The sequence below is a fragment of the Paenibacillus protaetiae genome (assembly GCF_004135365.1).
GTDB classification, from domain to species: Bacteria; Bacillota; Bacilli; order Paenibacillales; family Paenibacillaceae; genus Paenibacillus_AP; species Paenibacillus_AP protaetiae.
In genome coordinates, this window is the sequence record NZ_CP035492.1 from 566,672 (window position 1) to 579,530 (window position 12,859).

Below are 12,859 nucleotides of genomic sequence, written 5' to 3' on the forward strand. Positions count from 1 at the left end.
GGATGCTGTTTAATTCATTGACGTTTCTCGTTTTTTTAACGGTTGTATTTGCAGCCTATTATTTGCTTCCCCGTGCCCGGATCGTGTGGATTGGCATCGCTAATGCCGTGTTTTACGCTTATGCGGGTACCGGATATTTTGTATTGTTTGCATCGGTTGTAACAGTGGTGTACATATTGTCCAAGGCGCTAGGCGGACGTCTTCGCAAGCCGGCTTTGGCGGCAGGCTTGACGGTTGTGCTCGGCAATTTATTTTTTTTCAAATATTCGCTGTTTGCCGTTAGCAGCCTGGAGGACGCGTTTGGCTTTTCCATGCCGGGCGGATTTGGCGAGCATTCGCTTGTGCTGCCGATCGGCATTTCCTTTTATTCGTTTCAGCTCATCGCTTATCTCGTTGACGTATATAAAGGAAAGCTGCAGTCGAGCCGATCCTGGCTGGAGTTTTGGGTGTTTATTTCGTTTTTTGCCCATTCGGCTGCAGGGCCGATTTTGCGGGGCGGCGATTTTTTGCCGCAGCTCCGGCGCATAAACGGGAAAACATGGAACAGCGCCCGTTTTAAGCTTGGCCTGGCTTATTTGCTGATGGGGCTGGCCAAAAAGCTGGTCATTGTGGAACTGATTGTGCCCCACGTCAACGAATATTACAAACATGCAGGTGCGCTAAACGGGGTGGAAGCGTGGTATGCGACGTATTTGTTTGCGTTTCAGATTTATTATGATTTTTCCGCGTACAGCGAGATGGCGGTAGGCATCGGCTATTTGCTCGGGCTGCGGCTTGACCTTAACTTTAGAACGCCGTATTTAAGCGCAAATCCGACGGAATTTTGGCGGAGATGGCATATTACGTTATCCCAATGGATCCGCGATTATATTTATATCCCGCTTGGCGGATCGCGCGTGAAGGAATGGAGAATTTATTTCAATCTGATTGCGGCGATGACGATCTCGGGGTTATGGCATGGCGCAGCCTGGACATTTATATTGTGGGGGCTGTACCACGGCCTGCTTCAAGCGGTTCACCGGTATTATGCCAAGCTGGTCAAAAAATTCGGCTGGACCCGCCTTTATTCGTCCAAGCTGTATCGAGCTGCAGCAGTGGCGCTGTTTTTTCATATGACGGTAATCGGATGGGTATTTTTCCGTGCCGGCAGCTTGGCGGATGCGCTCCATATGATCAAGCAAATGCTGCTCTTTACCGGCGTGGAGCCATCGCCGAGAGTGTGGAAGTTTGTCCTCGTTGCCGGCTGCTTTTATCTGCTTCATTTTGCAGAGCATCTAATAGTCTCCTGGTTCAAGCGGCTGTCGCTTGCATGGCAGACGGGGATCCCTTTCTGGCTCAGAGGCGCAGTATACGCGGCCGTGGCTGCAGCGCTGCTGCTGCTGCTGACGAATGGAAAAGCAAGCAGCTTTATTTACTTTCAGTTTTAAAGACGAATTTAACCGTTCGGCAACCGCAGCTTAAAAAGGCCGCCTCCGAGGTCATTCGATGACCCTGGAGGCGGCTTTCTTGATTGTCAGCTTATATGGCCCATTTCGCAAAGGAAAGGAATATTAGTGCTCTTTATCTTCCAGTTTGATAGCGCTCATGCCGCCTTTGACTAATACGATCATGCCGCCGATAAAGCAAGCCGATAACAAAATAATTGATGCCGTTGCCATTTGCATAACCTCCCTTACGTTCACGCTTCAGCCGTTCTTGATGATACAGCGGGAATATCTTTATCTTTATCATACTAGACGGAGCAGGACGATTGGAAGGGGAAGAAGAGCTGAAGAATTGAAAGGTTAGTGAACTTTCGCTCATCAATTGGCAATCATTCCCCTCTTGCGCTTTCACTTCCGGTTGACGAATGGTTTCGACAAATGTTTCAATAACTAAAGAGATTCTCATTATCATTAGCAGACAGATTGCTTAGCAGACAGGATGGTTGGGGAGTACATGAACATTTTTCAGCAATTTAAAAAGGCGTCCCGTATGAGCGTCATTATGGTCATACTAATTCCGATCGCGCTTGGTGCTGCAGGCGCATATGCGTGGACCGGGGAAATCCGCTGGATTCCGCTGCTGCTGTCCTTAATTGGCGGCGGGGCTGTCCATTTGTTTTCCAATATGATCAACGATTTATGGGATTTTAAAAATGGCGCCGACGGTGCGGCCAAAGAAACGGAAGGCGCGATATCAACCAATTCCGGTTATTTGACGAACGGCGTCTGGTCCTACCGCCAATTTGCCGCAGTAACGTGGACGTTGTTTGGCATAGCCGCCGTCTGCGGCATTGCGCTTGTTTTTATGAGCGGTCCTCTTGTGTGGCTGTTCGCCGGGCTTGGAGCGCTAATTGCTTATTTTTATGTCGCTCCGCCGCTGAAGCTGGGGTATAGAGGCAAAGGCTACAGCGAGATCGCTATTTTGATAGCTTTCGGTTTTTTACCGGTTGCAGGCTCCTATTATGTGCAAACTTCCGAGATCGACTACCGGGCCGTATTGTTGTCATTGCCGATAGGTCTGCTTACAACCCTTATCTTGTTTAACCATCATTTCCTCCATTGGAAAGCCGACCGGGCTGCCGGCAAGCGGACGCTTGTCGTAGTATGGGGTGAGCGCAGGGCGCTTCAGTTTTCACGGCTGCTGCTCCTTATCGCTTATATCTGCCTGATCGTATGTGTGCTGGCCGGAGCGCTGCCGCTCTATGCGCTGCTTGGCTTGCTCATGATCATTCCGATCTATGCCGTCTATAACAAGCTTGGCGCTACGAATGAATCGGTTAAATATTTGCCGCTTATGGGGGCAGCGGTCAAGTCTTCTACACGCTGCGGGCTGCTGATGGTTGCGGCGCTGTTGGTCCAAGGCTTAACGGAATGGCTGTAACGTTTATGGAATGGCTGTACACTAACTGCAAATTACGTTTACAAAGGAGCAGCAGACATCATGGATAACAACGAACAACAATTTGTGCTGGGCGATTTCCACTCGATTTTGGAAGAAGGAAAAGTATGGAAGATAGGCGGCTTTCCGCTGCCGGACGGATCGTTCTGGGAATACCGCGAGCCGGAAGCGGTTGTCATTGTCCGCAACGGTATTTTGTATGTGCGCGCGAAGCTGAGCAAGCAAAACAATCACGTGCAAATTTTGGACAATGCCAAACATATGTATTTCTCCAATGAGCCGGTGAAGGTGCCGGAGAACGGCGAAATCAGCTTTGAGCTGCAGATGAGGGCACGGACGCAAGGTACCGCTCCGGGAGATTTGTACGACGGTTTTGTTTCGCTCAACCTGCTTGATTTTACGACCGGCGCAGCGCTTGATTTTTTTGTGAGCAATGACAAATATGCCAGCGTATATGCCATTCTGCCGTTCCCGGGCGTACAAGTGCCGGATACGGGCAAAACGAAATATTTTTGTGTCTTTAAAGAAGAAACGGATTTTGAAGCGGGCGAATTTAATACGTACAAAATTACGTACAGCCAGGCGGAGGACGAAGCCGTCTTTTATTTGAACGGCCGCGAAGTGCGCCGCGAGAAAAATATCCCGATGAAGTTTAATGAGTTCTACGTCTGCCTAGGCATTATGACGGAAAAAGATTTGTCGCCGTCAGGCAGCGTATCTGTGCACGGACAAACGGTTATCGCCGAGTATTCCCCGGTGACCGTGGAAATTAAAGCGTAATGTAATCGGCATCCCGGAAGCCGGTTTCTCAAAAATAACCGATTCCTCCTAACAGCAGGTCCTGCAACCGGCCCAAGCTCCAACAGCTTGGGCCGGTTTTTTGTGTATATTTTGCCGCACAAGCTCATAAGTATCTCTAGGCCAAATAAGACTGACATCCCCGGGAAGGTAGATGTGATGTTAACGCCCGGGAGACAGGAACAACAATAAGGAAAAGGAGGATTGCTGCACAATGAAAGAAAACAACCTCATTCACGCGATTGAAACGAACTGGGTCAGCTTGCTCATCTCCATTGTTGTCATTGGTGTTTTGTTTTACTTGGGCAGAAGGCGTCTCGGATTTGGTTACCGGGTGCTTATTGCATTAGGCCTTGGCATTGTAGTGGGCGTCATTCTGAATCAGTCCGATCTGGATGCAACAAGCATCGGAACGCTTGGAACGATTTATGTTAATTTGATCAAAATGCTGGTCATGCCGCTTGTCGCCGTATTGGTCATCTCCAGCATTACGTCGATTTCCAGCCTCGGGCAGCTCCGCGCCGTCGGTTCCAAGACAATTGCTTTATTTCTGGTGACGACCGGCATTGCGGCGTTAATCGGGCTGATTGTTGCGCTTATTATCCATCCCGGACATAACTTCAGCCAGACTGCTGCAGACGGCTTTCAGGCTCGTGAAATACCAACCTTCTCGCAAGTCATCCTCGACCTCGTCCCCTCTAACCCGATAGGCGATATGGCTGGGGCAAGGTGGTGCCCGTACTTATTTTTGCGATCTTTGTGGCTGTCGCGATTGTTCATCTGGGCGGCAAAAAGCCGGAAGCGGTGGAGCCGGTCAAACGGCTGATCGACTCCTTGACGCAGGTCATGCATCAGGTTACAAAATATATTATCCGATTGACGCCCTACGGCGTATATGCGCTGATCGGATCAATGGCGTCCCGCTACGGCTTTGACACGCTTAAGCCGTTAATCGCCCTTATTATATGTACGTACGTGGCGTTGATTCTTCATTTTGTGCTTACGTTTGGCGGTCTTGTCACCTTCGGGGCGAAAGTGAACCCGCTGAAATTTTTGCGTAAGGCTTATCCGACGATTGCTGTGGCGTTTACAACCAGAAGCAGCTACGCGACGCTGCCGGTTAACCTGGAAGTGCTGACGAAACGGTTGCGCGTATCGCCGCGTATTGCAAGTTTTGTCGCGCCGCTCGGCGCAACGATGAATATGAACGGCTGCGGCGGGGTATGGCCGGCGGTCGTGGCGATTTTTGTAGCCAACGTATACGGCATTGACCTTAGCTTCTCGCAATATGTGCTCATTGTTGTAGTCAGCATGTTCTCGTCGATAGGCGTAGCCGGCGTTCCTGGGCCGGCGTCGATCTCGACAACCGTTGTATTAACCGCGCTGGGCTTGCCGCTTGAAGGACTGGGGCTGGTGCTGGCGATTGATGCAATCGTCGACATGGGCCGCACGGCCGTCAACGCAACCGGGACGACGGTCTCCACGCTGCTGGTCGCCGTATCGGAAAAAGAATTCGACCGCGAGGCGTTCGACCGCAACGAGGAAGACCCGCTTGAGCTGAACCCTGCTTCTTAACCGGCTGGCTGGCCAGCTGGCATCTATACAATAATGAGATGGAGCTGCCCGGAGCCGGGCAGCTCTGTTGTCGTTAGGCTCAAACCCGATGTCATTCGAAAAAAATAGCCGCCGGGTCTAAAAACAGGTACAATAAAATCCGATAATAATAGGAAATGATTTCAATTAGACCTCATGGGAGGGCATCATGAATATTGATCCTCGAATCATAAGCAATATGCTTAAGCTGCAGCTGACGCCGGGCCTTAATTTGACTTCTTCGTCATCCGCCAGTGCGCTGGGTACGGAAACGGATGATAACGGAACTTCAATATTTGATATGCTTTTGTCGCAATATATGAATGCTGGGGCAAGCCCGTCGAGTATCGGGGCGCTCGATTTCGGAGAGGATAACTCTGCTGCCGGCGCCGGTTCAGCCGGTTCTTGGCCCGGCTTGCAGGGACTGAGCGATTTAAGCGGTTTGGGTGACTTGAGCGGATTAGGCGATTTAGCCGGGGCTGGAACGGATTACGACAGCCTCATCACGAACGCCGCCGCCAAATACGGCGTAGATCCGCAGCTGATCCGATCAGTGATCCAGACGGAATCCGGTTTTCGGCCGGACGCAGTTTCATCGGTTGGCGCAAAAGGGCTGATGCAGCTGATGGATTCAACTGCCCGTACGCTTGGCGTTACGAACTCGTTTGACCCGGCCCAAAACATTAACGGCGGCACTCGTTATTTGTCCTATTTGCTGCGCAAATATAACGGCAACGACCAGGTCGCGGTAGCTGCTTATAATGCCGGTCCCGGGACCATTGACCGTCTCGGCATACAGACCAATGAGGAACTGCAGCAAAAACTAAGCCATTTGCCCGAAGAAACACGCAACTATGTGGCAAAGGTATTAAATGTGCGGTAGACTGGTTAAGGCAGTCTTCGTATTATAAAATGAGGTTATGAAAAGACTCCGGTATGGAGTTTTTTCATTTTTTAGGGAAGGTGTTTTGATAAACATGCTATATTTTGACCATTGCGCTTCAACACCTCCGTATGATGAAGTGATTCAGACACTGGCAGAGGTGATGAAGGCGCATTACGCCAATCCGTCGTCCATTCATGGCGCCGGCTTGCAGGCTGATAAGCTGGTGGAACGGTCAAGAACCGTTCTTGCTGGCGCAACGGGAACGAAGCCGGAAGAATGGCTGTTCACTTCGGGAGGAACGGAAAGCAATAACCTCGCTGTGAAGGGAGCGGCAAAATTTTACCGCAGCCGGGGCAATCATATTATTACGACCGCTATTGAGCATGCTTCGGTCTATGATGCGTACAAGCAGCTGGAAGCGGAAGGCTTCCGGGTTACGTATTTGCCGGTCAATGTGACCGGCCATGTCGACCCGGGCGAGCTTCAGAAACAGTTGTCCGACGATACGATTCTGGTTAGCGTAATGCATGTGAACAACGAAACCGGCTCGGTACAGCCGATTGCCGAAATCGGCAGGCTGCTGAAAGACCGGCCGAAGACGCTGTTCCATGTAGATGCGGTGCAAAGCATCGGCAAGCTGCCTGTAGATATAAAAGGCTGGGGAATCGATCTGCTGACCGGTTCGGCCCATAAGCTGCGCGGCCCGAAAGGGGTCGGCTTCTTGTATGTGCGCGAAGGGTTGCGGCTGCAGCCGCTGCAGTCGGGCGGCTCACAGGAGCACGCGCTGCGGGCCGGCACGCAAAATGTGCCAGCCATCGTTGCGGCGGCCAAAGCGTTCCGGATGACGATGTCATCCGCAGAGGAGCGGGCGGAAGCAATGTATGCGCTGCGCAGCCAGCTGATTAAGGCGATTGAGTCTATTCCCGAGCTGAAGCTGAATGGCTCTGCCGACGCGATGGCGGCCGGCGCGCCGATGGCTCCGCATATCGTGAATGTGTCCTACCCGGGGATGAAACCGGAAGTGATGGTCCATATGCTGGAGGAGGCCGGCATTATTGCCAGCACCAAGTCCGCATGCTCCTCGAAGGATGACAAGCCAAGCCGCGTGCTGCTTGCCATGGGCTTAGAACGGGCGCAGGCATCTGGCGGCATTCGGATCAGCTTTGGAGACGAGCATACACCGCAAGACATCAAGAAGCTGGAAGACGGCCTAAGAGCCGTCGTGAGGCGGCTGAAGCCGCTGGAGAGGGGTTAAGAAAGCGAAGATGCGTTATGAAAGAATACTTGTCCGTTACGGCGATTTAACGTTAAAAGGAAGAAACCGCGGCCGTTTCGAACGGCAGATGGAGCAGCAGATCAAGCGGGCGCTGGCGCCGTTTACAGCGCTGACCTATACGAAAATTTACGGCCGGCTGTACATCCACCTTCACGAACAGGCCTACGAGCCTGTAGCGGAAAGGCTGAAGGATGTATTCGGCATTATTTCGTTCAGCCCGGTGCTTGCGGCGAAACCGGAGCTGGAAGCGATCCGGGAGAAGGCGCTGGCGCTTATGCAGGAAGCGGTGAAGCAGCCGTCCACCTTTAAAGTATCGGCAAGAAGAACATGGAAGCCGTTTCCTCACGGCTCGCAGGAAATGAATCATCTGGTCGGTTCCCATGTGCTGCGGGCAATACCGGATTTGACGGTGGATGTGCGCAACCCCGATGTGCAGCTGAATATCGACATTCAGCAGGAAGCTGCTTATTTGTACAATGTCACTGTACCGGGCGCAGGAGGTTTTCCGTTTGGTACGAACGGCAAAGCGCTCTTGCTGCTGTCGGGTGGAATCGACAGTCCTGTAGCGGGCTATATGGGCCTTCGAAAAGGCCTTGAGCTGGAAGCGGTCCATTTTCACAGCTATCCGTTTACAAGCCAGCAGGCGAAAGATAAAGTGATCGAGCTGGCGAAGCGGCTTTCGTATTATGCTGGCGCGCCGTTTAAGCTGCATATGGTGTCGTTTACGGAAATGCAGACGGTGCTGGCGCAGCAAAAGCAGGACAATCTGATCATTACGATGATGCGCCGGGCGATGCTTCGGATTACGGAGCAGCTGGCCGGCAAATATAAAGCGGGCGGCATTGTAACCGGCGAAAGCCTCGGCCAAGTGGCCAGCCAGACGCTGGGCAGCATGAATGTGATCGGCAAAGCGTGCACGCTGCCGCTCATCAAGCCGCTCATTATGATGGACAAAAATGAAATTATTCATATCGCAGAGCAGATCGGCACATTTGAAACGTCGATTTTGCCTTATGAAGATTGCTGTACGCTGTTTTTGCCAAAGTCGCCCAGCACGAATCCGAATTTGGGCGTTGTCGAGAAGGTGGAAGCTTCCATCGAAAATTACGATCAGCTTCTTGCAGACGCTGTTGCTTCTACCGATACGATTGTGCTGACGCCGGACGAGCCTTTAAACGCTCCGGCAGGGGAATCTTCCCCGGAGGACGACTGGTTCTGACCCGGCCTTGCCGTTCTTAGGAGTTAGGCCATCTACACACAAAAAAGCAGGGAACCCGCTAGTGGGATTCTCTGCTTTTTTGTTGCAGCATTTTGCTGCGGTTTTGATTGTTTTTCCAAACGCCGGCCAATAAAATCAATACGATAATGACGGCAACGAATGACCAGTAGAGCAAGTCGTTTGAGGTGAAAAAATCGCCGAACGCTTTTTCGTGCGCAATCATTTTGGCTGACGTGTAACCTAATACTGCGGCGCCGATATAAGCGATCCAGCTGAATTTCTCGATCAGGCGGATAAATATTGTGCTGCCCCATACGACAACCGGAATACTGATTAACAGCCCGATAATGACAAGCAGATCGTCTCCGTGCGAAGCGCCGGCTACTGCCAGAACGTTATCAATGCCCATTGCCGCATCCGCGAGAATAATGGTGCGGATCGACTGGCCTAACGTATTGCCGGCTTTTATATCGTCGTGATTTTCCTCTTCCGTCAGAAGCTTATAAGCAATCCAGACGAGCAGAAGCCCGCCGATCAAATGCAGCCATGGCACGCCCAGCAGCTTGACAACAATAAGCGTTGCGACAATCCGGATAATAACCGCGCCGGCTGTGCCGTAAATAACCGCTTTTTTTTGTTGGCTTTTTGGCAGGTTGCGGGCTGCCATGCCAATGACAATGGCGTTATCGCCTGCCAGCATTAAATCGATAAATACAATGACGAGCAGAGCGGACCAAAAGTCAACTGTAAACAATTCCATTCGTTTGTCCCCTCCTTTTTGGCGGCTTGTTCCATCCTTAAAAGTCTACATTATATACGTTTGATTTTAAAGATGGGTTCATTTTTTAGGACATATTCTTTTTGGACAGGACATACAGGTGTAAGAGAGGAGGCGGAGAACCGGTGGATAACCTGATTATTTTTATTGAAATTGTATTGGTCAACGTGCTGTTAAGCGGCGATAATGCCGTTGTGATCGCGATGGCGAGCCAGCATTTGCCTCCCGTACAGCGGAAGCGGGCGATTTGGTGGGGAGCGCTGGCCGCTGTCGGCTTAAGATGCCTGCTTACATTCGCGGCGCTATCGCTGCTGGATACGCCTTATATACAGGCTGTTGGTGCCGTTCTGCTGCTGTATATTGCCATCAAGCTGCTGACGGATGCCGGCGAACCGGCCGGAGGGCATGCCGGCCCCAAAGCGAAGACGCTCGGACAGGCCATCCGCACGATTGTAGCGGCTGATTTCGTGATGAGCCTGGACAATGTGCTGGCAATCGCCGCTGTTGCAGATGGCAAAGCTGTTCTTATTTTGCTCGGGATTGCGTTAAGCATACCTATGATTATTTGGGGCAGCCAGCTGATCGGCACGATGCTTCAGCGGTTCCCGGTTCTCGTTTATTTGGGTGCAGGCCTGCTTGGCTACACAGCGGGCGGGATGCTTGTGCATGACACCGGCGTCCGCGAGCTCATTCTTTCATTCAGCTGGGCCAAAACCGCGACCGAAGCGGTTCCGCTGTTCTGTGCGCCGCTGGTCATTGCGGCGGGAATTATGATCCGCCGGCGCAAAGGGATATAGGCGGAAAGGACGGGTTTTGTTCCGATACCGATTGCCTGCAACTTGGCTATCGGTATTTTTTTGTAAGGAAGGTTACCTTTGCACTGGCATTTTCACTTCACTTCCTTTAAACTAGTATAGATAAAAATTGTCGTCTTTCGTCAATTCTTGAGTGGGACGTTGTAAGGAGCGGAAGCGAGATGCCGAATAACAAATATTCCGCTGGAATTATTTTGCTATTGGCTGGAATTGTCATACTTCTGGGCAAATGGGGGGTCTTTTCTTTTTTAGGGGCCATGTTTTGGCCGCTGCTGGTTTTAATTCCAGGGATTCTGCTGCATGTACTTTATTTTGGCAGAATGCTTCCCGCTACTGTGCTGGTTCCGGGGGGCATGCTAATTGTTTATACGGTGTTGTTTATTTTCTGCAACATTTTCGGCTGGAAAGTCATCCATTATTTATGGCCGGTATTTTTGCTTGGCATCGCCGTAGGACTATATGAATATTACTTGCTTGGCAATTCCCGAACTCGTGCTATCTTGACGACGTCGCTTGGACTTGGCGGCGCCGCCATCATTTTGATCATCCTGTCGCTTGTATGGAGCTGGGGCATGTACGCTGTTGCGATCGTGCTTATCGCCGCAGGCGGATGGATGACGTTCGCCAAACGTTCGCGCTGGTGAATGAAGGACGCTTATTGTAATATATAAAAAAGAAAATTGGAGTGGATTAGTAGTTATGCATGCAAGAGAAAACATCCGCAATATCGCGATTATCGCCCACGTTGACCATGGTAAAACGACATTGGTCGACAAGCTGCTTCAACAATCTGGTACATTCCGTGAGCATGAAGCCGTTCAAGAGCGGGCGATGGACTCCAATGATTTGGAACGCGAACGCGGGATTACCATCCTGGCCAAAAATACGGCGATCACGTATAAAGAAAATCTGATCAACATCGTGGACACGCCAGGACACGCCGACTTTGGCGGCGAGGTTGAACGGATTATGAAAATGGTTGACGGCGTATTGCTTGTTGTCGACGCTTATGAAGGCTGCATGCCGCAAACGAAATTCGTGCTTCGCAAGGCGCTTGAGCATCAACTGACGCCAATCGTTGTCGTGAATAAAATCGACCGTCCGGCCGCTCGTCCGGCAGAAGTGATCGACGAAGTGCTGGATCTGTTCATTGAGCTTGGCGCGAACGACGACCAGCTGGAATTCCCGGTTGTTTATGCTTCCGCATTGATGGGCACGTCCAGCCTCGATCCGGAGAAGCAGGATGAGAACATGGAGGCGCTCTACGAAACGATCGTCAGCCATATTCCGCATCCGACCGAAACGATGGATGAGCCGCTGCAATTCCTTGTTACGCTGCTCGACTACAACGAATACCTGGGCCGTATCGCGGTCGGCCGCGTTAACCGCGGTGTTATTCGCCAAGGCCAGCCGGTTGCCGTGATGACGCGCGAAGGCGCGGTTAAACAGGCCCGCATCGAGAAGCTGTTTGGCTTCCAGGGCTTGAAGCGGATTGAGATCGACGAAGCGGGAGCGGGCGATATTATCGCTGTTGCCGGCATTCGCGAAATCAACATCGGTGAAACGATTGCCGATTCTTCTAAACCGGAAGCACTGCCGGTGCTTAAAATTGACGAGCCTACGCTGCAAATGACGTTCCTCGTCAACAACAGCCCGTTCGCAGGACGCGAAGGCAAATGGGTTACCAGCCGCAAGCTGCGTGAGCGCTTGTTCAAAGAGCTGGAAACCGACGTTGCGCTGCGCGTGGATGAAACGGACAGCCCGGACGCATTTATCGTATCCGGACGCGGCGAGCTTCACCTCGGCATCCTGATCGAAAATATGCGCCGCGAAGGTTATGAGCTTCAAGTTTCCAAGCCGGAAGTTATCATCAAGGAAGAAGACGGCAAAAAACAAGAGCCGTACGAACGCCTTCTGATCGACGTGCCGGAAGAAAGCATGGGCGCGGTTATGGAAAGCCTTGGAACGCGCAAAGCGGAAATGGTCAACATGATCAACAACGGCACCGGCCAGGTCCGTTTGGAGTTTATTATTCCGGCACGCGGCTTGATCGGCTACCGTACGCAATTTTTGACACTGACTCGCGGCTACGGCATTATGAACCATGCGTTCGACAGCTACGGACCGCTTGCTACCGGTGTTGGCGGCCGTCACCAAGGCGTGCTCGTATCGAGCGAGACCGGAACGTCGACGTTCTACGGCATGCTGGGCGTTGAAGACCGCGGTATTCTGTTCGTAGAGCCAGGTACGGAAATTTATGAAGGCATGATCGTTGGCGAACATACACGCGACAACGACATTATCGTTAACATTTGTAAAGAGAAGCAGCTGACAAACGTCCGCTCTGCTACGAAAGACGATACGGTCAAGCTGAAAACGCCTCGCACCCACTCGCTGGAGCAGGCGCTGGAATACTTGAATGACGATGAATATTGCGAAATTACGCCAAAATCGGTCCGTCTGCGTAAAAAGATTTTGAACAAAGGCGAACGCGAACGTGCGGAGAAACACCGCAAAACGTCGCAAGCCGGCGTTTAAGGCCGCTTAAGTTCATAAAGGATGCCTTAGTTGCGCGCTGTCCATGACGGCGCGCACGGCACCTGCAAGCACG

At 51.7% G+C, this 12,859-nt stretch carries 10 protein-coding genes and 1 pseudogene; 10 read left to right on the forward strand and 1 reads right to left on the reverse strand.

Translation table 11 applies throughout. The features are described 5' to 3' along the window. The first annotated feature begins 2 nt into the window (after window positions 1-2). From ET464_RS02350 to thiI, 7 genes and pseudogenes are all read left to right on the forward strand, one after another. Window positions 3-1,427 carry an MBOAT family O-acyltransferase gene (locus ET464_RS02350; protein ID WP_129437921.1) on the forward strand — a complete coding sequence of 475 codons (1,425 nt, stop codon included), beginning with the start codon at window positions 3-5 and terminating at the stop codon, window positions 1,425-1,427. Window positions 1,428-1,938: 511 nt separating this feature from the next. Further along, complete coding sequence (locus ET464_RS02355) at window positions 1,939-2,865, forward strand: prenyltransferase (RefSeq protein WP_129437923.1); 927 nt, start codon at window positions 1,939-1,941, stop codon at window positions 2,863-2,865. Window positions 2,866-2,925: 60 nt separating this feature from the next. After that, window positions 2,926-3,663 carry a DUF6081 family protein gene (locus ET464_RS02360; RefSeq protein ID WP_129437925.1) on the forward strand — a complete coding sequence of 246 codons (738 nt, stop codon included), beginning with the start codon at window positions 2,926-2,928 and terminating at the stop codon, window positions 3,661-3,663. A gap of 232 nt (window positions 3,664-3,895) precedes the next feature. After that, window positions 3,896-5,256, forward strand: a pseudogene (locus tag ET464_RS02365) (dicarboxylate/amino acid:cation symporter). Window positions 5,257-5,443: 187 nt separating this feature from the next. After that, a complete protein-coding gene (locus ET464_RS20520; protein ID WP_129437927.1) occupies window positions 5,444-6,157 on the forward strand; it encodes a lytic transglycosylase domain-containing protein in 714 nt (237 codons plus the stop codon). A gap of 94 nt (window positions 6,158-6,251) precedes the next feature. Continuing rightward, window positions 6,252-7,415 (forward strand): cysteine desulfurase family protein, encoded by a 1,164-nt coding sequence (locus tag ET464_RS02375; RefSeq protein WP_129444000.1) that lies wholly within the window; start codon window positions 6,252-6,254, stop codon window positions 7,413-7,415. Between the two features lie 10 nt (window positions 7,416-7,425). After that, the gene (thiI, locus tag ET464_RS02380) at window positions 7,426-8,655 is read left to right on the forward strand and encodes a tRNA uracil 4-sulfurtransferase ThiI (RefSeq protein WP_129437928.1); all 1,230 of its coding nucleotides are present in this window, start codon (window positions 7,426-7,428) and stop codon (window positions 8,653-8,655) included. A gap of 58 nt (window positions 8,656-8,713) precedes the next feature. On the opposite strand, the gene ET464_RS02385 is transcribed toward thiI, so the two are convergent. Beyond that, window positions 8,714-9,415 carry a TerC family protein gene (locus ET464_RS02385; protein WP_129437930.1) on the reverse strand — a complete coding sequence of 234 codons (702 nt, stop codon included), beginning with the start codon at window positions 9,413-9,415 and terminating at the stop codon, window positions 8,714-8,716. Between the two features lie 143 nt (window positions 9,416-9,558). Here ET464_RS02385 and ET464_RS02390 point away from each other — a divergent pair, with 143 nt between their 5' ends. The 3 genes from ET464_RS02390 (at window position 9,559) to typA (ending at window position 12,786) form a co-directional block, all read left to right on the forward strand. Further along, window positions 9,559-10,230 carry a TerC family protein gene (locus ET464_RS02390; protein ID WP_129437932.1) on the forward strand — a complete coding sequence of 224 codons (672 nt, stop codon included), beginning with the start codon at window positions 9,559-9,561 and terminating at the stop codon, window positions 10,228-10,230. Window positions 10,231-10,409: 179 nt separating this feature from the next. Then, the gene (locus ET464_RS02395) at window positions 10,410-10,892 is read left to right on the forward strand and encodes a hypothetical protein (RefSeq protein ID WP_129437934.1); all 483 of its coding nucleotides are present in this window, start codon (window positions 10,410-10,412) and stop codon (window positions 10,890-10,892) included. A 55-nt stretch (window positions 10,893-10,947) separates the two neighbouring features. Next, the gene (typA, locus tag ET464_RS02400) at window positions 10,948-12,786 is read left to right on the forward strand and encodes a translational GTPase TypA (protein ID WP_129437936.1); all 1,839 of its coding nucleotides are present in this window, start codon (window positions 10,948-10,950) and stop codon (window positions 12,784-12,786) included. The last annotated feature ends 73 nt before the right edge of the window (window positions 12,787-12,859 follow it).